This is a genomic window from Pseudomonas sp. S35 (genome assembly GCF_009866765.1).
Classification (GTDB): domain Bacteria; phylum Pseudomonadota; class Gammaproteobacteria; order Pseudomonadales; family Pseudomonadaceae; genus Aquipseudomonas.
The window spans coordinates 5,265,598-5,285,815 of sequence record NZ_CP019431.1; the positions used below are offsets into that span (position 1 = coordinate 5,265,598).

A 20,218-nucleotide genomic window follows, 5' to 3' on the forward strand; every position below is an offset into this window, starting at 1 on the left:
TACAGAAGGGAGCTCGACATGTTCCGTCCCAAGTTGTTGTTCACCAGCCTGGCCGCCCTCGCCCTGGGCGCCTGCTCGCCACAAGACCCGCAAGCCGTGACCTCGGCGGCCATCGCCAAACAAGTGATCCTGCCGACCTACAGCCGCTGGGTCGAAGCCGACCGTCAGTTGGCCGTCAGCGCCCTCGCCTACTGCCAGGGTAAAGAGAACCTGGACACCGCCCGCGCCGACTTCCTCCACGCGCAAAAAGCCTGGGCCGAGTTGCAACCGCTGCTGATCGGCCCGCTGGCCGAGGGCAACCGCGCATGGCAGGTGCAGTTCTGGCCGGACAAGAAAAACCTGGTGGGTCGTCAGGTCGAGCAACTGGTCACCAGCCAGCCGCAGATCGACGGTGCCGCCCTGGCCAAGTCCAGCGTGGTAGTGCAAGGCCTGTCGGCCTACGAATACATCCTCTACGACGCCAAGACCGACATCGCCGAGGATGGGAACAAAGCCCGTTACTGCCCACTGCTGGTAGCCATCGGCGACCGTCAGAAAGCCCTCGCCGAAGAAATCCTGGCGAGCTGGAACAGCACCGACGGCATGTTGGCGCAGATGACCAAGTTTCCGAACCAGCGCTACGCCGATTCTCACGAAGCCATCGCCGACCTGCTGCGCGTCCAAGTGACCGCCCTGGACAGCCTGAAGAAAAAACTCGGCACGCCGATGGGGCGCCAGACCAAGGGCATCCCGCAGCCGTTCCAGGCCGATGCGTGGCGCAGCCAGTCGTCCCTGCAAAGCCTGGAAGCCAGCCTCGCTGCGGCCCAGACCGTGTGGGTCGGCGTCGACAACAAAGGCCTGCGTGGCCTGTTGCCGGCGGATCAGAAGCCATTGGCCGACAAGATCGACGCCGCCTACGCCGCGTCCCTGAAGCTGTTCGCCAGCAACCAGCGCACCCTCAACGAACTGTTGAACGATGACGCCGGGCGCCAGCAACTCAACGACATCTACGACAGCCTCAACGTGGTCCACCGTCTGCACGAAGGCGAACTGGCCAAGGCGCTGGGCATCCAACTGGGCTTTAACGCCAACGACGGTGACTGATGATGCTCAGGCGACAGGCTTTGGCGGTTGGCAGCGTGCTGCTCAGCGCACTCACGCTGGGTGGCTGGACGCTGTTCAAGCAAAAAGACAAGGGCCCGCTGCTGCTGTCGGCGCGCGATGATGCAGACGGCAAGCACTACGCCGTGGGTTATCACCTGGATGGCAAGCAGGTCTTTGCGACCCAGGTCGGCCAACGCTGCCACGACATCATCAACCACCCGACCCTGCCGATTGCGCTGTTCGTCGCCCGTCGCCCGGGCACCGAGAGTTACCTGATCGACCTGCGTGATGGCGCGTTGCTGCAAACCATCACCTCCCTGCCCTACCGCCACTTTTATGGGCATGCGGTGATTCACAAGAGCGGCGACTGGCTGTACGCCACCGAGAACGACACGTCCGACCCCGGCCGTGGCTTGCTCGGTGTGTACAAGTTCGAAGGCGAGCGGCTGGTGCACAGCGGCGAAATATCCACCCACGGCATCGGCCCACACCAGGTGTCGTGGATGCCCGACGGCGAGACGTTGATCGTGGCCAACGGCGGCATTCGCACCGAAGCCGAAAGCCGTGTGGAGATGAACCTCAACGCTATGGAGCCGAGCCTGGTACTGATGCAGCGTGACGGCACCTTGATCAGCAAGGAAACCCTCGCCCAGCAGATGAACAGCGTGCGCCACATGGGCATCGCCAGCGATGGCACCATCCTCACCGGCCAGCAGTTCATGGGGCCGTCCCAGGAGCGTTCCGAGTTGCTGGCGATCAAGCGGCCGGGGCAGCCGTTCGTGGCGTTTGCGGTGGGCGATGAACAGTTACAGGCGATGGGGCACTACACCGCCAGCGTCGCGGTGCACAGCGAGTTACGCCTGGTTGCCTTGACAGCGCCGCGTGGCAATCGCTTCTTCATCTGGGACATGGACAGCGGCGAACTGCGCCTGGATGGGCCGTTGCCGGATTGCGCCGGCGTCGGTGCGGTGGCGGATGGGTTTGTCGTCACATCAGGCCAGGGCCGTTGCCGTTTCTACGATTGCCGCCAGAAACAGCTGGTAGCAAAACCGTTGGAATTGCCGGCGGGGCTCTGGGATAACCATCTTCATCTGATCTGACTGAAGGCCGTTCCCACATAGTGTGTAGGAACGGTCTCCCTCGCTCTGACCTGTCAGGACTACCAGCTAGAATCCCTTCAACACTCGGAGTAATGTTTCGAGCTTGTGTGTTTTCGTCTGTCTCAGTTCTTCCAAGGAAGCGGAATATGCTGCGCCGTCGCATGCTGATCATGTTGGGTGTCGCTCTGTTAATCGTGCTGCTGCTGGCGGGCTATAAAGCCTTTTCCATCTATCAGCAGATCCAGGTCTTTTCCAAACCCAAACCACCCGTGAGCGTGGCCGTCGCGACCGCCGTCGAGCAGCCGTGGCAGCAACGCCTGCCATCGGTGGGCACGCTCAAGGCCTTGCAAGGTGTGAACCTGAGCCTGGAGATTGCCGGGACGGTCAAGGACGTGCAGTTCGAGTCCGGGCAGAAGGTCAAGGCCGGGCAAGCCTTGGTGCAACTGGACAGTGCGGTGGAAAGCGCGCTGCTGGAAACCGCCCAGGCCGACCTGGGCCTGGCCCAGCTCGATTACGGACGCGGCAGCCAATTGGTGGGCAGCCAGGCGATTTCCAAAGGCGAGTTCGACCGTCTTTCGGCGCAACTGCAAAAGAACAAAGCGACGGTCAATCAACTCAAGGCGTCCCTGGCCAAGAAGCACATCGTCGCGCCGTTCAGCGGCACCATCGGCATTCGCCAGGTGGACGTGGGCGACTACCTGGCCAGCGGCACGGTGATCGCTACCTTGCAGGACATCAGCAGCCTCTACGTCGACTTCTATATCCCCGAACACGCGGTGCCCAAGGTCGCCATCGGCCAAAGCGTGCAAGTGCAAGTCTCAGCCTACCCCGGCCAGGCATTTCCCGGCCGCATCAGCGCGATCAACCCCAAGGTCGAGGACAGCACCCGCAATGTGCTGGTGCGCGCCACGCTGGCCAACCCGGACAACAAACTGCTGCCCGGCATGTTCACCAGCCTGGATATCTTGCTGCCCAACCCCACCGCACAGATCGTCGTGCCGGAAAGCGCAATTACCTACACCCTCTACGGCAACTCGGTGTACGCCGTGGCCGAGAAGAAGAACGACAGCGGTACCGTGGAAAAGGACACCAATGGCCAGCCGCTGCTGATCGCCGAGCGCCGCTTTGTCGAGACCGGCGAGCGGCGTGGCGGCCTGGTGCTGGTGGGCAAGGGCTTGAAAGCCGGTGAGCAAGTGGTCAGCGCCGGCCAGTTGAAACTGGACAACGGCACGCCCATTGCCATCAGCCCGGACAAAAACCTGCCGGCAGAGCATTGAACATGAAGTTCACAGACGCCTTTATCCGCCGTCCGGTGCTGGCCATGGTGGTCAGCCTGCTGATCGTACTGCTGGGCTTGCAGGCCTACAGCAAGTTGCCGCTGCGCCAATACCCGAGCATGGAAAACGCTCTGATCACGGTAACTACCGCCTACCCCGGCGCGAACGCCGAGACCATCCAGGGCTATATCACCCAGCCACTGCAACAAAGCCTGGCCAGCGCCGAGGGTATCGACTACATGACCTCGGTGAGTCGCCAGAACTTCTCGGTGATTTCAATCTATGCGCGCATCGGCGCCAACAGCGACCGCCTGTTTACCGAGTTGCTGGCCAAGGCCAACGAGGTCAAGAACAAGCTGCCGCAAGACGCCGAAGACCCGGTATTGAGCAAAGAGGCCGCCGACGCCTCGGCGCTGATGTACATCAGTTTTTCCAGCCAGCAATTGAGCAACCCGCAGATCACCGACTACTTGTCGCGGGTCATCCAACCTAAACTCGCAACTCTGCCCGGCATGGCCGAAGCGGAGATCCTCGGCAACCAGGTGTTCGCCATGCGCATCTGGCTCGACCCGGTGAAGCTCGCCGGTTTTGGTCTCAGCGCCAGCGATATCACCGACGCCGTGCGCCGCTACAACTTCCTGTCTGCCGCCGGCGAGGTGAAGGGCGAGTTCGTGGTCACCAGCATCAACGCCAACACCGACCTCAAGTCCGCTGAAACCTTTGGCGCCATCGCAGTAAAAACCGACGGCGACAGCCGCGTGCTGCTGCGCGATGTGGCCCGCGTGGAAATGGGCGCGGAAAATTACAACGCCATCAGCTCGTTTGGCGGCACGCCCTCGGTGTACATCGGCATCAAGGCCACCCCCAGCGCCAACCCGCTGGAGGTGATCAAGGAAGTACGCAAGATCATGCCGGCGCTGGAAGCCCAGTTACCGCCGACCCTCAAGGCGGAAATTGCCTACGACGCCACGCTGTTTATCCAGGCCTCCATCAACGAGGTGGTCAAGACCCTGTTTGAAGCGGTGCTGATCGTGATCGTGGTGGTGTTCCTGTTTCTCGGCGCGCTGCGCTCGGTGGTGATTCCGGTGATTACCATCCCGCTGTCGATGATCGGTGTGTTGTTTTTCATGCAGTTGATGGGCTATTCGATCAACCTGTTGACGCTGCTGGCGATGGTGTTGGCCATCGGCCTGGTGGTGGACGATGCCATCGTGGTGGTGGAAAACATCCACCGGCATATCGAGGAAGGCAAGACGCCACTGGATGCGGCGCTAGAAGGTGCGCGGGAAATTGCCCTGCCGGTGGTGTCCATGACCATCACCCTGGCCGCGGTGTATGCGCCGATTGGTTTTCTCGAAGGGCTGACCGGGGCGTTGTTCAAGGAGTTTGCCCTGACCCTGGCCGGCGCGGTGATCATCTCCGGCATCGTCGCGCTGACCCTGTCACCGATGATGTGCGCGTTGCTGCTGCGCCACGATGAAAACCCCAGTGGCCTGGCCCATCGCCTGGACCGGATTTTCGACAGCCTCAAGCGTCGCTATCAACGCATGCTGCACGGCACCCTGAACACGCGGCCGGTGGTGATCGTGTTTGCGTTGATCGTGCTGTGCCTGATCCCGGTGTTCCTCAAGTTCACCCAGTCGCAACTGGCCCCGGACGAAGACCAGGGCATCATCTTCATGATGGCCAGCGCGCCGCAGCCGACCAACCTGGACTACCTGAATACCTACACCGATGAGTTCATCGAGATTTTCAAGACGTTCCCAGAGTATTACTCCTCGTTCCAGATCAACGGTTTCAACGGTGTGCAGTCGGGCATTGGCGGTTTCCTGCTCAAGCCGTGGAACGAGCGCGAGCGCACCCAGATGCAAATCCTGCCCGAGGTGCAACAGCGCCTGGAACAGATTCCCGGCCTGCAAGTGTTCGGCTTCAACCTGCCGTCCCTGCCGGGCACGGGTGAAGGCTTGCCGTTCGGCTTTGTGATCAACACGGCGAATGACTATGCCTCGTTGCTGGAAGTGGCCAACCGCGTGAAAAAACGCGCGATGGAGTCGGGCAAGTTCGCCTTTGTCGACATCGACCTGGCGTTCGACAAACCGGAAGTGGTGGTGGATATCGACCGGGCCAAGGCGGCGCAGATGGGCGTGTCGATGCAAGACCTGGGCGGCACCCTGGCAACCCTGCTGGCAGAGGCGCAAATCAACCGTTTTACCCTCGATGGGCGCAGTTACAAGGTGATCGCCCAGGTCGAACGCGCCTACCGTGACAACCCCGACTGGCTGAACAACTACTACGTGAAAAACGCCCAGGGTGAACTGTTGCCGCTGTCGACCCTGATCACCCTCACCGACCGCGCCCGCCCTCGCCAGTTGAACCAGTTCCAGCAGCTCAACTCGGCACTGATCTCGGGCTTTCCGATTGTGAGCATGGGCGAAGCCATCGACACCGTGCGCCAGATCGCCCTTGAGGAAACCCCACCGGGTTACGCCTTCGACTACAGCGGCGCGTCCCGCCAATTTATCCAGGAAGGCTCGGCGCTGTGGGTGACCTTTGGCCTGGCCCTGGCGATTATCTTCCTGGTGCTGGCGGCGCAGTTCGAAAGCTTCCGTGACCCGCTGGTGATCCTGGTGACGGTGCCGCTGTCGATCTGCGGGGCTTTAATTCCACTGTTCCTGGGCTGGTCGAGCATGAACATCTATACCCAGGTGGGCCTGGTGACGCTGATCGGCTTGATCAGCAAGCACGGCATTCTGATCGTCGAATTTGCCAACCAACTGCGCAAGGACAAGGGCCTCACGCCACGCCAAGCCGTGGAGGAAGCGGCGTCGATTCGCCTGCGCCCCGTGCTGATGACCACGGCAGCGATGGTGTTTGGGATGGTGCCACTGATTTTCGCAACCGGGGCCGGTGCGGTCAGTCGGTTTGATATCGGGATGGTGATTGCGACGGGGATGTCGATCGGCACGTTGTTTACGCTGTTTGTGCTGCCCTGCGTTTATACGCTGCTGGCCAAGCCGGATAAGCGCTGATGCAAAAAAAAGGGCCTCGCATCGCAAGGCCCTTTTCAGGTGCTTTCACTCGTTTCAACTCTGCGGCCTCATCCCTTGAGACATGCCAAACATAAACAGCAGCAGTTCGTGATCAGGCTTGGCCGCCATGCTCGCCTTGGCGACGCGCGGCAATAAGCACTGTGCACCCTCCTGCGTTGCATTGAGTATCTGTGTGCGAGGCTGTTCCCAGGCAGCCAGGGCCAGGGCCGCAACGCCCAACGCCCCCAGCAGGAACACACCTCGTGCTATTTCTAACTTCATTTGGTTAAACCCTTGATAGCGCTGCCAAACGCCGTCTCGTAAAAGTAGCTGAGTTTTCCCCAATCGCTATCATTCCACGACGAATGGCGGCGCAGTTGCCGCATGTCATGGGAGGCCGCCTGATGAGCGGTCAGACGCTGGCGACACTTCTCGAAATCCAGCAGTGCCACTTCTACACTGGCCGAGTCGCCTTCACCGGTCACCCGCACAAAAATATGCTTGATGTAGAGGCACCCGTGCTGCCAGCGCCCCTTGTGCATACGCGCAAGGGTGTTAGCCAATTCCTTGAGCATGTGTTCATGCATCAGCTCGCCATGGCGTGCACGACCACCACCGGCGTACCAATTTTCGATTTCCTCGAAACCATCGAGCGCGGCGGTCACCAGCAACGCCGTCCAATGGTGCTCGGCATCGCGGCGTGCCCCACAGAACACCAGCTCTGGTACCCGCACATCCAGCAGGCGCAGGCCTTTGAGGGCATCGCGCTCACGCAGCACAGTCGGGCGGCCGAACGGGTGTAGCCAACTGCGGTAGATGTGGCCGGTCTGGCGCTTGCTGTAGAGCAAGCGGCCGTTGGCACTTATCACGCGTTGCACACCGCTTTCACCGCCGCGCCGACGATTAGGTTCCTCGACCCATTCGCCCTGCTGGCGCCAGAAATAATCAAACCTTTCTTCGGGAGCTACGTGACTGCCTGCTACGCACTCAACTGCCATTCTGTTACCTCTTGCGCAATACATACACTCGCCACATGGCGTACAGCGGTATGAAGTCCAGAGATTCCTGAACGCGAAAACCGGCCTCCTCAAACTCTGATTCAACAGTAGCAGCCGGTAACACAAATCTGTTTTGGTAACCTTCTTGCCCAGCGTTCTTGCGGCGCTGACCTTCAAGGCGCTTGCGCTTCCAAGCCTTGAAGTTGCCATCAACCCACAGCGAAATGATCACGCTGTCCCGGGTAACCCGCTGAAATTCCCGCAATATCGCCAACCGGTGCGCCGGATCACCAATGTGGTGCAGCAGGCGCATACAGAAAATGCTGTCGACCGAGTTATCCGGCAAATCGATAGCAAAGGCAGATGTCTGCAAAGGCCGTACCCGTTTCACCACATCCGCCGGTTGGGCGACGGTGGCAACTTTCAACATCGACGCCGAATTGTCGGCGCCGATGATCACGCGGTTGGGTTTCTCCGCCAGCAGCGGCCAGAAACGCCCGGCACCGCACGGCAGGTCCAGCACTAGGCCAGGCTCGCCGGCCATTGCCAGGGCACCACGGGCCAATTGCTCGTCGCGTTTGTGGGACAAGCGGCGCGCCAGGCTGTCCTGGTGCTTGAGCAAATATTCGTGAGCGTGTTCGTCGTCGTACTTTTCGGAAAATTCGAGCTTGATGGGGTTAGACATCACTGATCTCCAGTTACTGATGCCTACAACCTTAAGCATCGAACTGTGATCAACAGGTCAACCGTGTGTGAAAAACTTGTCCTGTCCAATAGCATACATTTCAAGACTTTACAGACACATTCAGTCGCATGGGGCCATCTTCGCCGAATGACGGGGATGTCTGGCAGGATAGCGGCAGGGTGAGCGGTCAGGCCTTGACCTGACTCAACTCGACATGAAAGCGACAGCCATTAGGCTCCATCGTGCTGAGGCTGACGGTCCAGCCCTGGTTCTCGCAGATGCGCTGGACCAGTGACAAACCCAGCCCAAGACCTTCACCGCGCTTTTCGCTGCCGCGTACAAACGGCTCGAACATCGCTTCGCGCTTGTCTTCGGGAATGCCGACCCCCGAGTCCTCCACCACAAAACCACTGGGTTCGAGCGTGAGCCGGATAAAGCCGTGCTCGGTGTAGTGCAAGGCATTGCGCAACAGGTTGCCCATTACCGCATGCAGGAAGGTAGTGTTGTAGTGCGTGTCCAGCGGGTTGCCCGGCTGATAGATCAGTTCCAGGCCCTTGCGCTCGATTTGCTCACGCCAGATGCCGAGCAGGTCGTCCGCCACTTGCGCCAGGGTGACCTGAGGCGACACGGCCGCATCGTTATGCTGGGCGCGGGCCAGCATCAGGAAGGTCTGCACCAGCTCACGCATCTCTTCACAGGCCCGAGCAATACGCAGCACCTGATTACGCCCGCGCTGGTCGATGGCCGGGTTTTCCAGCAGCAGCTCGCAGGAGCTGGCCAAGACCATCAAGGGCGTGCGCAATTCGTGACTCACGTCGCTGGTGAACATTTGCTCACGGGACAGCGCCTGCCGCAGCCGCCCCAAGGTGGCGTCGAAGGCCACGGCCAACTCACCCACTTCATCGGCCGCGTAGTCCGGCGCCAGGGGCGGTGCCAGGCCCAGCAGCTGGTCGCGATGTCGCACTTGGCGCGCCAGGCGTACCACCGGCGCCATCACTTTGCGCGCCAGTACCCAACCGAGGAACACTGCCAGCGCGAGGCTGAGCACGAAGCCCACCAACACCACGGCAAACAGCACGCGCTCACGTTCTTCGAAATCACTTTGGTCTTGCAACAGTACATAACGCCGACCGTCGATCACTTCGACCATCGCGTGGTAGGACAGCGACTCACGAAATACTTCGTGAAAGCCCGGTTCCAAATGTCGCAGGTCCTTGGGCAACTCGAAATCGCCGGGACCGCCGCTGAAATAGAACAGTTGGTCCGGTTCGGGCCGGTGGTTCCAGTCCTCGACGCTGTCCATCAGCAGCAGGCGCTGTAAATCGCCGCCCAGGCCTGCCGAGATCAGCTTTTCTTCCACCAGGTGCACAGTGGCGACAATGCCCATGGCGAAGGCCCCCGCCACCAACGCGCTCATCAGGGCAAAGGCGATGATGATCCGTTGGGCAAGGCTTTGCTTAAACTCCATCACGACCCTCGGCCAGGCGATAACCGACGCCGTGCACCGTTTGCAGCAACGGCTTGGCGAAAGGTTTATCGATCACTTGGCGCAATTGGTGGACGTGGCTGCGCAAGCTGTCGCTGTCCGGGCAGTCGTCGCCCCACAGCGCTTCTTCAAGCACTTCGCGGCGCAGCACGTGAGGGCTCTTCTGCATCAGCACCGCCAGCAGTTTGAGACCGACCGGGTTGAGCTTGAGCAGACGCCCTTCGCGGGTGACTTCCAGGGTATCGAGGTCGTAGTTCAGGTCGGCCACTTGCAGGGCACGGCGTCCGCCGCCTTGGGCACGGCGCAGCACCGCTTCGATGCGTGCGGCCAGTTCCGACAGGGCAAACGGCTTGAGCAGGTAATCATCCGCGCCGGACTTGAAACCCTGCAGCCGGTCATCCAATTGGTCACGAGCGGTGAGCATGATCACCGGCGTGTCGCGGCGTGCGTCTTCGCGCAGGCGCTTGCACAGGGTGTAACCGTCGATCCCGGGCAGCATGATGTCGAGCACGATCAAGTCGTAGTGCTCGGTGGCCGCCAGGTGCAGGCCCGACAGACCGTCCTGCGCACAATCCACGGTGTAGCCCTTGAGCCCCAGGTAATCCGCCAGGTTGGCCAGAATATCGCGGTTGTCTTCAACCAATAAAATTCGCATGGGCAGTGTCTCCGTACGCGGTAACGGCCGTGTTGGCTCGCGCAGCTTAAGGCCAAGTGTGGCTCACGACTAGGGCGCGAGAACGACTCTATAAGTATTTTCAACCGATTGATGGGCTTCACACGTTTTTCACTATCACTTCACCCGCCGCCCACACAAAGCCTGTCAGGCTGATGCATCGTCACGCCTCAAAAACCGTGCATTAAAAAGCCCCGCCTGCATCACTGCAGGCGGGGCTTTTTGGTTAGCCGGGTAAGGCTGGCTTACATCATGCCGCCCATGCCACCCATGCCGCCCATGTCTGGCATACCGCCGCCAGCGCCTTCAGCCTTCGGCTTGTCAGCAATCGCAACTTCGGTGGTCAGCAACAGACCAGCAATCGAAGCGGCTGCCTGCAGGGCCGAACGAGTCACCTTGGTTGGATCCAGGATGCCCATTTCGACCATGTCGCCGTATTCGCTGGTTGCAGCGTTGTAACCGTAGTTACCTTTGCCGTTCTTCACTTCGTTGACCACAACACTTGGCTCGTCGCCGCTGTTGGAAGCGATCTGGCGCAGTGGGGATTCAACGGCGCGACGCAGAACAGCGATACCGACGTTCTGGTCAGCGTTGTCGCCTTTGAGGTCGACCAGGGCTTCCAGAGCACGGATCAGTGCAACGCCACCGCCAGGTACCACGCCTTCTTCAACGGCTGCACGGGTTGCGTGCAGGGCGTCTTCAACGCGGGCCTTTTTCTCTTTCATTTCAACTTCGGAACCAGCGCCAACCTTGATCACTGCTACGCCGCCGGACAGCTTGGCCAGACGCTCTTGCAGTTTTTCACGGTCGTAGTCCGAGGAAGTCTCGGCAACCTGGGCGCGGATCTGAGTGATGCGGGACTGGATGTCGCCGTCAACGCCAGCACCGTCAACGATGATGGTGTTTTCCTTGGAGATGGTCACGCGCTTGGCGCTACCCAGGTTTTCCAGGGTGGCGCTTTCCAGGCTCAGGCCGATCTCTTCGGAGATAACGGTACCGCCGGTCAGGACTGCGATGTCCTGCAGCATGGCCTTGCGACGATCGCCAAAGCCTGGAGCCTTGACGGCTGCAACCTTGACGATGCCACGCATGTTGTTCACAACCAGCGTCGCCAGGGCTTCGCCTTCAACGTCTTCGGAAACGATCAGCAGTGGGCGGCCGGCTTTGGCAACGGCTTCCAGCACTGGCAGCATTTCGCGGATGTTCGAGATTTTTTTGTCGACCAGCAGGATCAGCGGGCTTTCCAGCTCGGCAACCATGGTTTCTGGTTTGTTGACGAAGTACGGGGACAGGTAGCCACGGTCGAACTGCATGCCTTCTACAACCGACAGTTCGTTTTCCAGGCCAGTGCCTTCTTCAACGGTGATCACGCCTTCTTTACCGACTTTTTCCATGGCTTCGGCAATGATGTCGCCGATGGAGCTGTCGGAGTTGGCGGAGATGGTGCCTACCTGAGCGATAGCCTTGGTGTCAGCGCATGGCTTGGACAGGTTTTTCAGCTCGGCAACAACGGCGATGGTCGCCTTGTCGATGCCGCGCTTGAGGTCCATCGGGTTCATGCCGGCAGCGACGGCTTTCAGGCCTTCGTTGACGATCGACTGAGCCAGAACGGTAGCGGTGGTGGTGCCGTCGCCTGCGTCATCGTTGGCACGGGAGGCAACGTCTTTGACCAGCTGCGCGCCCATGTTTTCGAAACGGTCTTCCAGTTCGATTTCTTTTGCTACGGAAACGCCGTCCTTGGTGATGGTCGGAGCGCCGAAGCTCTTCTCGATGATCACGTTACGGCCTTTTGGGCCCAGGGTCGCTTTTACTGCGTCAGCCAGGATGTTGACACCGGTGAGCATTTTTTTACGGGCGGAATCGCCGAATTTAACTTCTTTAGCAGCCATGATCGATATTCCTTAAATACTTTGTAGTAACGGGAAAATGAGCGGGGAAATCAGTCTTCCAGTACGGCGAGAATCTCGTTCTCAGCCATAACCAGCAGGTCTTCGCCGTCGACTTTCACAGTGTTGCTGCCGGAGTAAGGGCCGAATACAACCTTGTCACCGACTTTAACGGCCAGCGCACGTACATCACCGTTTTCCAGAGTCTTGCCTGGGCCTGCAGCGACGATCACACCATGGTTGGCTTTTTCAGCAGCCGAACCTGGCAGAACGATACCGCCAGCGGTTTTCTTTTCTTCTTCGCTGCGACGGATTACGACGCGGTCGTGCAGAGGACGAAGCTTGCTCATTGTCGATCTCTCCTAATTGTGTTTTTCATCGGCCGGTGTCAGTACCGGCAGGTTGTTATCCGGCGGTGCCGGTCGCGCCTCGCCAAGCAAGACGCGGAAGTCTGTCTGGTGTCGCCACCAGAAACCTTGCGGTGACCGTTACATAAGGGCGCATAAGCTTATTACAAGGGCGCTTGGCGGAATTTTTTTGCAGTTGCCAAGCGGTAAAAGCAACACGGCGCCCGAAGGTGCCGTGCCAATAAAGCGATTATTTGCTGTCGCGGTGCTCGAATTCACCTTCGATCACGTCACCTTCACGCCCCAACGGCTGGCGCGGAGCCGGCCCACCACGGGGTTGCAGGTCGTCGGCGAACGCTCGCTGGCGAACCGCCGCCTCTTCGGCGCGCTGGCGCATCTTGCCCGCCAACAGCTTGCGGGTGAACGGCAGCAGCAGGAACAGCCCGATCACATCGCTGACGAAACCCGGCAGGATCAACAAGCCACCCGCCAGGGCCATCATCAGCCCTTCAAGCATGGTCTGGGCCGGCAATTCGCCGCGATTCAGGCTTTCACGGGCACGCAGCGCCGTGGCCAGGCCGGCGACACGCAGCACCAGGACGCCGAGCATCGAGCCGAGAATAATCAGCAACAGGGCCGGGAAAAACCCGATCGCACTGCTGACTTGAACGAATACGAACAGCTCCAACACCGGGAACAGCAGAAAGAGCAATAAAAAAGGGCGCATCAAATGGTTCCTCAACGCAAGAATGCCTTGCCAGTCCACCTTAGATGACGTCGCCGTTTCGTGAATTCAAGCGTCAGCCACGGCTTTTTTCGGCCAGGCCTCGGCGTGGGCCAATGAAACCAGGGCCTCGCGCACTTGTGTCGGCGTGTTGCAAGAATCGGCAAACGGCAACCAATACAGGGATTGGCCGATACGCAGGTGCATGCCTTCACTGTCGATGCCGGCCAGTTGCGCCGGTTCAAAGGTCGGCAAGCCGGCCAGGTCGACGTAATGGGCGATGGCCTTGGTGTGATCGCTGTTCATGTGTTCGATCATGCTGCGCTCGGCCTTGCCCGCGAACGGGTTGGCCAGCGTCAGTTGGTCGACCCAATGAATCGCGCCAAAGCCGCCGATATAGCGGTGGCGGACTGGCTTGAGCACCCAGAAGTCGAAATCGTGGGCCTTGTGGTAGTTGGCCGAATCCGGGAAGTAGCGGTAATAGCGCTCGGCCGCCGCTTCAATGGCAGCGCCCTCCTCCAGCTTCTCGGCTTCGGCCAGATAGGTCAGGCGGCCCACGGCTTGCACATCGTCTGCCTCACGCTCGCCGACCAGCAGCGAGCATTTGGGGTCTTTTTGCAGGTTGTGGGTGTGCTGGGCAATGCGGCTGATCAGGATCAGTGGGCGACCCTGCTCGTCCAGGCAGTACGGCACGACCGAGCCGAACGGAAAGCCAGGCATGGCCTTGGACAATGTGGAGAGCGCCCCACGGTATTCCTTGAGCAGCAGCGCTCTGGCGTTCTTGGCAACCTGTGTGCTCAACGTATGACTCCTCGGGTGTTCGACTGCCCATAGCATATGGGAATGGATCTCAACACAAGGTAATCAATATACGCGCTGGTTGCCAGGGGCTCTGTGTTACCAGGCCACGCCGAACCCGGCGGTGTAGCGGGTCTTGCTCAAACTGCTCTCGGAGTCGCCGCTGATAATGTCGCGCTCGGCCTTGAGGTTGAGGGACGCCCACTCGGTGACTTTGTAACGCAGGCCCATTTCTGCATCGAGGGAGTAATCGACTGGCCCGTCGATGGGCCGGCCCAGTTCGCCATTGGTGAAGAACTCGACCGTCTTACCGACTAGGTAGCGGTTGTAATTCCACTTCATGGCCACCGAGTAGAAGTTGTCTTTGCCGCCCTCGGCATATTCATAGTCGGTGCGATTGACCAGCGAGCCGAGGGAGAATGCCCCCAGTTCGTCGTCCCAGAACTGATAGCCCGGGCCAGTACCGACCGTGCGTTGTCGGGCCAGGTCTTCAACCTTGTCGCGCTTGTAGGTTAAACGGCCCTGCCAGAACCAGTGTTCGGTGAGGAAACGGTCCAGGTCGTACTCCAAGGCCCAGTTGTCGGTGGTGGTCACGTCGTCCTGGAACTCGCGGTTGTACTCGCCTTGGCCGGTATGGCGCCACTGGCCATGGCGCGCGGTGGTCTTGAAGTCGATGTCGTAGTCGTTGGTATCGTTCTCGGCACGCTTGTAGTCCAGCGCCAGGTCGACGTTGCCCTTCCACACCAGGTCTTCGATCACAGGCTTGGGCTTGATGATCTGCTGGATGCTGGCCAGCTCGACCGTCTTGGGCGCCTCGCCATTGGCCAACACCACCTTGCCATCGTCCGCGGCCTGCAGGGACTTGGCCTTCTCGCCGGTGTAGGCGTCCTGCTTGACCAGCAGCTCCTGGTCACTTTCCAAGGTCTTGACCTGTTTCCAGTCCACCGGGATGGCGCCTGCATAGTCCGTCTGGATCAGCAATTTGCCCCCGTCGAAGACCTTGATCTTGCCGGTCAGGCGGTCACCGTTTTTCAACCAGACTGTGTCGGCGAGCAAGGGCGTGGAGGCACTGAGGACAGCGAGGCACAGCAGGGTTCTGGACAACATAAGCGGATAGGGAGCTCAAGGTTGGCGAAAAGGGGCGATTATCGTGTTAGATAGCTAGGACTGACTCAAGGATTTATGTTGAGTTCAATTCTCATCGCCATGTTTACAGATGTTTCTTACAGATATGCCGACGATTTCAACGGATAGCCCTCCAGTGACCCCATCTGCCGACTCCCCGCAAAGCCCTGCCCAGATGCGCCGTACCGCGTTGTACCTGACATTGGCACAAGTCCCCGCCGGCTGCGTGGTGAGCTACGGCGAACTGGCGCAACTGGCCGGGCTGGGACGCGCCGCCCGCTGGGTGGGACGCACCCTGAGCCAACTGCCCGAGGGCACCACGTTGCCCTGGCACCGCGTGTTGGGCGCCGGCGGTCGGATAAGTCTGCCGGAGGGCAGCGCTTCGGGGGACGAGCAGCGCGCGCGGTTGCGCGAAGAGGGCGTTAGTGTGCGCAACAATCGCGTGGATATTCAGCGCCATGGCTGGCGCCCGGTAGAGCACAGCGGTTAGAGTGCGCGCTTTGTTTCCGCAAACCTGAGGCAGACTCCAGCCCATGCCCCGTAAAACCTGGCGCGCCGCGCTCGCTGCCTATGCCAGCCCCTCGACGTTAGTACTGTTGTTGCTTGGCTTTGCCGCCGGCCTGCCTTACATGTTGGTGTTCTCGACGCTTTCGGTGTGGCTGCGCGAGGCCGGTGTGGCCCGCGAGACCATCGGCTATGCGAGCCTGATCGGCCTGGCGTACGCCTTCAAATGGGTCTGGTCGCCGCTGCTCGACCAATGGCGCCTGCCGCTGCTCGGCAAACTCGGGCGGCGTCGTTCCTGGCTGGTACTGGCTCAGTCGCTGGTGATCCTTGGATTGATCGGCATGGGCTTTTGCGACCCGCAGAAACATCTGTCCTGGCTGATAGCCATTGCCGTCGTCGTGGCCTTCGCTTCCGCCACACAGGACATCGCGGTCGACGCCTATCGCCTGGAAATCGCCGACGACAGCCGCCAGGCCGCACTCGCCGCCAGCTATATGTCCGGCTACCGCATCGCCGCGCTGCTGGCCACGGCGGGTGCCCTGTTCTTTGCCGAAGGCTTCGGCTCCACCGGTTTCAACTATAAGCACTCGGCCTGGACCGGCACCTATGTGCTGTTCGGCGTGCTGATGGTCCCGGCGCTGCTGACCACCCTGTTCATGCGCGAACCGAATGTGCCATTGCGCACCCAGTTGCAGGCCGGACGCTACAGCTTCATGCATCAACTGATGTCGGTGTTTGTGCTGATCGTGCTGCTGGTGTCCGTGCCCGCCATGTTCACTCAGCTGTACAACACCGACTTCGGCAGCGTGGTGTTCCACGACACCAGCGTGTGGGACCTGCTGATGGAAGACCGCGCGTTCCTGCGCGCCATCCTCTATATCACCCTCACCGCGCTGTGCCTCTCGACCATGGGCCGTCGCGGCCTGGCGCCGGTGCTGACACCGGTCAACGACTTTATCCTGCGCTACCGCTGGCAGGCCCTGCTGCTGCTGGGGCTGATCGCCACCTATCGCATGTCCGACACGGTGATGGGCGTGATGGCCAACGTGTTCTACATCGACCAGGGCTTTACCAAGGACCAGATTGCCGGGGTCAGCAAGATCTTCGGCCTGATCATGACCCTGCTCGGCGCCGGCATGGGCGGCCTGCTGATCGTGCGCTTCGGCATTCTGCCGATCCTGTTCATCGGCGGCGTGATGTCGGCTGGCACCAACCTGCTGTTCGTGATGCTCGCCGACAAGGGCCCGGACCTGCAGATGCTGATCTTCACCATCTCCCTGGACAACTTCAGCTCCGGCCTGGCCACCTCAGCATTTGTAGCCTACCTGTCGAGTCTCACCAACCTCAAGTTCTCCGCCACCCAATATGCGCTGCTCAGCTCGATCATGCTGTTGCTGCCACGCTTGATCGGCGGGTATTCGGGGGTGATGGTGGAGAAGTTCGGCTACCACAACTTCTTCCTGATCACCTGCATGCTGGGGGTGCCGACGCTGGTGTTGATTGCGCTGCATTGGTATCAGGAGAATCGGCGGATTCGGTTGAATCCACCGGCAGAGGACTGACACCACCAGGTCAATCTGGGAGGAGCTTGCCCCCGATTGCAGAGTGTCAGTCAACTTATCTATGGCTGACACACAGCTATCGGGGCAAGCTCCTCCCACATTAGCCCACATGTCCCTCTGCATTCTGATGCCTGTACTCCAGCAGTTTGCGCCCGTACAATCCCAAGTCATTTCAAGTCCAAGCAACCGACAACGGCCTACCATGCGTACCAGTCAATATTTGCTCGCCACACAGAAAGAAACGCCTTCCGACGCGGTCGTGATCAGCCATCAGCTGATGCTGCGCGCCGGCATGATCCGCAAACTGGCCTCCGGCCTGTACACCTGGCTGCCCATGGGCTTGAAGGTGATGCGCAAGGTCGAAGCCATCGTTCGTGAAGAAATGAACGCCGCCGGCTCTCTCGAAGTGTTGATGCCGAGCACCCAACCGGCTGAACTGTGGCAGGAATCCGGGCGCTGGGAAGAGTACGGCCCTGAGTTGCTGCGCTTCAAGGACCGTCATGGCCGCGATTTCTGCGCCGGCCCGACCCACGAAGAAGTCATCACCGACCTGATGCGCAACGAGCTGAGCAGCTACAAGCAGCTGCCGCTGAACCTGTATCAGATCCAGACCAAATTCCGTGATGAAATCCGCCCACGCTTCGGTTTGATGCGCGGCCGCGAGTTCATCATGAAGGACTCCTATTCGTTCCACGCTGACCAGGCATCGCTGCAGGTCACCTACGACCGCATGCACCAGGCCTACTGCAACGTGTTCACGCGCCTGGGCCTGAAGTTTCGCCCGGTTGAAGCGGACAACGGCTCCATCGGTGGCGCCGGCTCCCACGAGTTCCACGTACTGGCCGAATCCGGCGAAGACGATATCGTGTTCAGCAACGTTTCCGATTACGCCGCGAACATCGAGAAAGCCGAAGCCGTGCCGCGTGAAACCTCGCGCCCAGCGCCAGCTGAAGAGCTGCGCCTGGTGGATACGCCAGAGACCAAGACCATCGCGGCCCTGGTGGAAAAATTCAATCTGCCGATTGAAAAGACCATCAAGACCCTGATCGTGCGCGCCGAGGAAGAAGGCAAGCTGATCGCCCTGGTGATCCGTGGCGACCACGAACTCAACGAAATCAAGGCGGCCCAGCAACCTGGCGTGGCCAGCCCGCTGGTCATGGCCACCGACGATGAACTGCGCAACGCCATTGGCGCCGGTGCCGGTTCCCTCGGCCCGCTGAACCTGCCGCTGCCGATCATCATCGACCGCTCGGTCGAACTGATGAGCGACTTCGGTATTGGCGCGAACATCGACGACAAGCACTACTTCGGCGTGAACTGGGAACGCGACCTGCCGGTTCCGACCGTGGCCGACCTGCGCAACGTCGTCGCCGGCGACCCAAGCCCGGATGGCAAGGGCACCCTGGAAATCAAGCGCGGCATTGAAGTTGGGCACATCTTCCAGCTGGGTAACAAGTACAGCAAGGCGATGAAGTGCGAAGTGCTGGGCGAGAACGGCAAGCCGATCACCCTGGAAATGGGTTGCTACGGCATTGGCGTTTCCCGCGTCGTCGCGGCTGCCATCGAGCAGAACAACGACGAGAAAGGCATCATCTGGAGCGACACCCTGGCGCCGTTCCAGATCGCCCTGGTCCCACTGCGCTACGAAACCGAGCAAGTACGCGAAGCCACCGACAAACTGTATGCCGAACTGACGGCTGCTGGTTTTGAAGTGCTGCTCGATGACCGGGACAAGAAAACCAGCCCGGGCATCAAGTTCGCCGACATGGAACTGATTGGCATCCCGCACCGGATCGTGGTCAGTGACCGCGGCCTGGCCGATGGCAATCTGGAATACAAGAGCCGGACCGAAGCCGAAGCCCAACCGTTGCCGGTGGCCGACGTGCTGTCTTTCCTTCAGGCGCGTATTCGTCGCTGAAAACCAGATCAAGAGAAGTCATGTTCAAGCGAAACACCAGAGCCCTGGGGGGCGCCGCCTTGTGCGGCGCCCTGCTGGTCAGCGGCTGCGCCAACCAAATGTCGCAACGCAGTGAGCACGAGGAGCGGGTCGAGCGTAAGTTGCTCGACCACAGCCTGCAGATCGATGTAGGCGACCCCAAAGTGCTGGAACTGCCGCAACGCCGGGTTCGCATTCACGAGCAGAAGACCTTCGAGGTCACCGAATTCGAAGTCACCCGTCGTTACGACCGCTACACGCCCTATCAACCCTGGCGCAAACTCTATGAGCTGCCGCTGGGTGCGGTGGCGTTGGTGGCCGGCGCAGGCGCCAACGTGGCGAATATCTTCGCCCTCGGCAACCTGCCTACCAGCATGACCCACGACTGGCTGAGCTACGGCGTGGACGGCCTCAACCCGTTCATGAACGTGCAATCCCATGGCCGTGCGCAACAGAACCTCGCGGGCATCGATGAAGTCCAGCGTGACAAGCGCGTGGAGTATTCAAGCCTGCCGTGGAGCGAACGCCCGGTGCAGGTGACTGCCGGCAGAAAGACCCACGAGCTGACCACCGACCGTAACGGCGTCCTGCGCCTGAACCTGTTGGATAGCCCGTTCGCCGAACAGGACCTGAACCGCGTCACAACCTTGAAGATCAGCGTGGAAGATGGCCAGGACGACGTGCATTCGGACTCGACCCTGGCAATCAGCAGCACCTTGCGCGGCAAGCTGCTGGAAGCCCACGGGCTGATCTACGACGACCTGGAAGACGACGAAGTGAGCCAGTGGGTGCACCGGGTCAAGCGTCTGTCGGAGCTGGGCCTGGAGGAAGAAGCCAGCGAACTGGAACAGAGCCTCATCGAACTGACCCGCAATGATCCGGAATTGCAGCAGGAGTTCCTGCAAGCGCTGACCAAGGATGCAGGGCGGCTGGTGGCAGACCCTGGAGCACGCTGAGCCTCAGGCCATGTGAAGATCCAAATGTGGGAGGGGCTTGTCCCCTCCT

Annotated in this window: 18 protein-coding genes; 8 read left to right on the top strand and 10 right to left on the bottom strand. The window is 60.3% G+C overall.

The window, feature by feature from the left end; all coding sequences use genetic code 11:
- The first annotated feature begins 18 nt into the window (after positions 1-18).
- The 4 genes from PspS35_RS23665 to PspS35_RS23680 all read left to right on the top strand — a co-directional run bounded on the left by PspS35_RS23665 (position 19) and on the right by PspS35_RS23680 (position 6,489).
- A complete protein-coding gene (locus PspS35_RS23665; protein WP_159937023.1) occupies positions 19-1,083 on the top strand; it encodes an imelysin family protein in 1,065 nt (354 codons plus the stop codon).
- Positions 1,084-1,085: 2 nt separating this feature from the next.
- Positions 1,086-2,183, top strand: a complete 1,098-nt coding sequence (locus PspS35_RS23670) for a DUF1513 domain-containing protein (RefSeq protein WP_159938110.1) — start codon at positions 1,086-1,088, stop codon at positions 2,181-2,183.
- Between the two features lie 146 nt (positions 2,184-2,329).
- The gene (locus PspS35_RS23675) at positions 2,330-3,460 is read left to right on the top strand and encodes an efflux RND transporter periplasmic adaptor subunit (protein ID WP_159937024.1); all 1,131 of its coding nucleotides are present in this window, start codon (positions 2,330-2,332) and stop codon (positions 3,458-3,460) included.
- Positions 3,461-3,462: 2 nt separating this feature from the next.
- A complete protein-coding gene (locus tag PspS35_RS23680) occupies positions 3,463-6,489 on the top strand; it encodes a multidrug efflux RND transporter permease subunit (RefSeq protein WP_159937025.1) in 3,027 nt (1,008 codons plus the stop codon).
- 54 nt (positions 6,490-6,543) lie between these two features.
- On the opposite strand, the gene PspS35_RS23685 is transcribed toward PspS35_RS23680, so the two are convergent.
- The 10 genes from PspS35_RS23685 to PspS35_RS23730 form a co-directional block, all read right to left on the bottom strand.
- Positions 6,544-6,771 carry a hypothetical protein gene (locus PspS35_RS23685; RefSeq protein ID WP_159937026.1) on the bottom strand — a complete coding sequence of 76 codons (228 nt, stop codon included), beginning with the start codon at positions 6,769-6,771 and terminating at the stop codon, positions 6,544-6,546.
- Positions 6,768-7,487, bottom strand: coding sequence for a lipopolysaccharide kinase InaA family protein (locus tag PspS35_RS23690; protein WP_159937027.1), 720 nt, complete (start codon positions 7,485-7,487; stop codon positions 6,768-6,770). Before PspS35_RS23690 ends, PspS35_RS23685 begins: the two co-directional genes overlap by 4 nt.
- A gap of 4 nt (positions 7,488-7,491) precedes the next feature.
- Positions 7,492-8,172 (bottom strand): class I SAM-dependent methyltransferase, encoded by a 681-nt coding sequence (locus PspS35_RS23695; RefSeq protein WP_159937028.1) that lies wholly within the window; start codon positions 8,170-8,172, stop codon positions 7,492-7,494.
- A 187-nt stretch (positions 8,173-8,359) separates the two neighbouring features.
- Positions 8,360-9,640 carry a HAMP domain-containing sensor histidine kinase gene (locus tag PspS35_RS23700; RefSeq protein ID WP_159937029.1) on the bottom strand — a complete coding sequence of 427 codons (1,281 nt, stop codon included), beginning with the start codon at positions 9,638-9,640 and terminating at the stop codon, positions 8,360-8,362.
- Entirely contained in the window at positions 9,630-10,313 is a 684-nt protein-coding gene (colR, locus tag PspS35_RS23705) for a two-component system response regulator ColR (RefSeq protein ID WP_027605482.1), read from the bottom strand. The genes PspS35_RS23700 and colR overlap by 11 nt, the downstream gene beginning before the upstream one ends.
- 263 nt (positions 10,314-10,576) lie before the next feature.
- Positions 10,577-12,220, bottom strand: coding sequence for a chaperonin GroEL (gene groL, locus PspS35_RS23710; RefSeq protein ID WP_099585553.1), 1,644 nt, complete (start codon positions 12,218-12,220; stop codon positions 10,577-10,579).
- Positions 12,221-12,270: 50 nt separating this feature from the next.
- Entirely contained in the window at positions 12,271-12,567 is a 297-nt protein-coding gene (locus PspS35_RS23715; RefSeq protein ID WP_003175874.1) for a co-chaperone GroES, read from the bottom strand.
- 247 nt (positions 12,568-12,814) lie between these two features.
- Entirely contained in the window at positions 12,815-13,291 is a 477-nt protein-coding gene (locus PspS35_RS23720; RefSeq protein ID WP_159937030.1) for an FxsA family protein, read from the bottom strand.
- Between the two features lie 66 nt (positions 13,292-13,357).
- Positions 13,358-14,089: a DUF2470 domain-containing protein gene (locus tag PspS35_RS23725; protein WP_159937031.1), complete on the bottom strand. Its 732-nt coding sequence runs from the start codon at positions 14,087-14,089 to the stop codon at positions 13,358-13,360.
- 96 nt (positions 14,090-14,185) lie between these two features.
- Positions 14,186-15,193, bottom strand: a complete 1,008-nt coding sequence (locus PspS35_RS23730) for a DUF481 domain-containing protein (RefSeq protein WP_159937032.1) — start codon at positions 15,191-15,193, stop codon at positions 14,186-14,188.
- A 124-nt stretch (positions 15,194-15,317) separates the two neighbouring features.
- Here PspS35_RS23730 and PspS35_RS23735 point away from each other — a divergent pair, with 124 nt between their 5' ends.
- The 4 genes from PspS35_RS23735 (at position 15,318) to PspS35_RS23750 (ending at position 20,169) form a co-directional block, all read left to right on the top strand.
- A complete protein-coding gene (locus tag PspS35_RS23735; protein ID WP_159938111.1) occupies positions 15,318-15,701 on the top strand; it encodes an MGMT family protein in 384 nt (127 codons plus the stop codon).
- Between the two features lie 43 nt (positions 15,702-15,744).
- On the top strand, positions 15,745-17,277 hold the full coding sequence (locus PspS35_RS23740; protein ID WP_159937033.1) for an AmpG family muropeptide MFS transporter: 1,533 nt from the start codon (positions 15,745-15,747) through the stop codon (positions 17,275-17,277).
- A 202-nt stretch (positions 17,278-17,479) separates the two neighbouring features.
- A complete protein-coding gene (locus PspS35_RS23745) occupies positions 17,480-19,195 on the top strand; it encodes a proline--tRNA ligase (RefSeq protein WP_159937034.1) in 1,716 nt (571 codons plus the stop codon).
- Positions 19,196-19,215: 20 nt separating this feature from the next.
- A complete protein-coding gene (locus tag PspS35_RS23750; RefSeq protein ID WP_159937035.1) occupies positions 19,216-20,169 on the top strand; it encodes a hypothetical protein in 954 nt (317 codons plus the stop codon).
- Positions 20,170-20,218 lie beyond the last annotated feature (49 nt).

Excerpts from the sequence above, each read along its gene's own strand:
- PspS35_RS23740 (WP_159937033.1), top strand. The coding sequence starts at position 15,745 with ATGCCCCGTAAAACCTGGCGCGCCGCGCTCGCTGCCTATGCCAGCCCC.
- PspS35_RS23745 (WP_159937034.1), top strand. The coding sequence starts at position 17,480 with ATGCGTACCAGTCAATATTTGCTCGCCACACAGAAAGAAACGCCTTCC.
- PspS35_RS23680 (WP_159937025.1), top strand. The coding sequence starts at position 3,463 with ATGAAGTTCACAGACGCCTTTATCCGCCGTCCGGTGCTGGCCATGGTG.
- groL (WP_099585553.1), bottom strand. The coding sequence starts at position 12,220 with ATGGCTGCTAAAGAAGTTAAATTCGGCGATTCCGCCCGTAAAAAAATG.
- PspS35_RS23730 (WP_159937032.1), bottom strand. The coding sequence starts at position 15,193 with ATGTTGTCCAGAACCCTGCTGTGCCTCGCTGTCCTCAGTGCCTCCACG.
- PspS35_RS23715 (WP_003175874.1), bottom strand. The coding sequence starts at position 12,567 with ATGAGCAAGCTTCGTCCTCTGCACGACCGCGTCGTAATCCGTCGCAGC.
- colR (WP_027605482.1), bottom strand. The coding sequence starts at position 10,313 with ATGCGAATTTTATTGGTTGAAGACAACCGCGATATTCTGGCCAACCTG.
- PspS35_RS23735 (WP_159938111.1), top strand. The coding sequence starts at position 15,318 with ATGCCGACGATTTCAACGGATAGCCCTCCAGTGACCCCATCTGCCGAC.
- PspS35_RS23685 (WP_159937026.1), bottom strand. The coding sequence starts at position 6,771 with ATGAAGTTAGAAATAGCACGAGGTGTGTTCCTGCTGGGGGCGTTGGGC.
- PspS35_RS23675 (WP_159937024.1), top strand. The coding sequence starts at position 2,330 with ATGCTGCGCCGTCGCATGCTGATCATGTTGGGTGTCGCTCTGTTAATC.
- PspS35_RS23665 (WP_159937023.1), top strand. The coding sequence starts at position 19 with ATGTTCCGTCCCAAGTTGTTGTTCACCAGCCTGGCCGCCCTCGCCCTG.
- PspS35_RS23670 (WP_159938110.1), top strand. The coding sequence starts at position 1,086 with ATGCTCAGGCGACAGGCTTTGGCGGTTGGCAGCGTGCTGCTCAGCGCA.
- PspS35_RS23695 (WP_159937028.1), bottom strand. The coding sequence starts at position 8,172 with ATGTCTAACCCCATCAAGCTCGAATTTTCCGAAAAGTACGACGACGAA.
- PspS35_RS23750 (WP_159937035.1), top strand. The coding sequence starts at position 19,216 with ATGTTCAAGCGAAACACCAGAGCCCTGGGGGGCGCCGCCTTGTGCGGC.
- PspS35_RS23720 (WP_159937030.1), bottom strand. The coding sequence starts at position 13,291 with ATGCGCCCTTTTTTATTGCTCTTTCTGCTGTTCCCGGTGTTGGAGCTG.
- PspS35_RS23700 (WP_159937029.1), bottom strand. The coding sequence starts at position 9,640 with ATGGAGTTTAAGCAAAGCCTTGCCCAACGGATCATCATCGCCTTTGCC.
- PspS35_RS23690 (WP_159937027.1), bottom strand. The coding sequence starts at position 7,487 with ATGGCAGTTGAGTGCGTAGCAGGCAGTCACGTAGCTCCCGAAGAAAGG.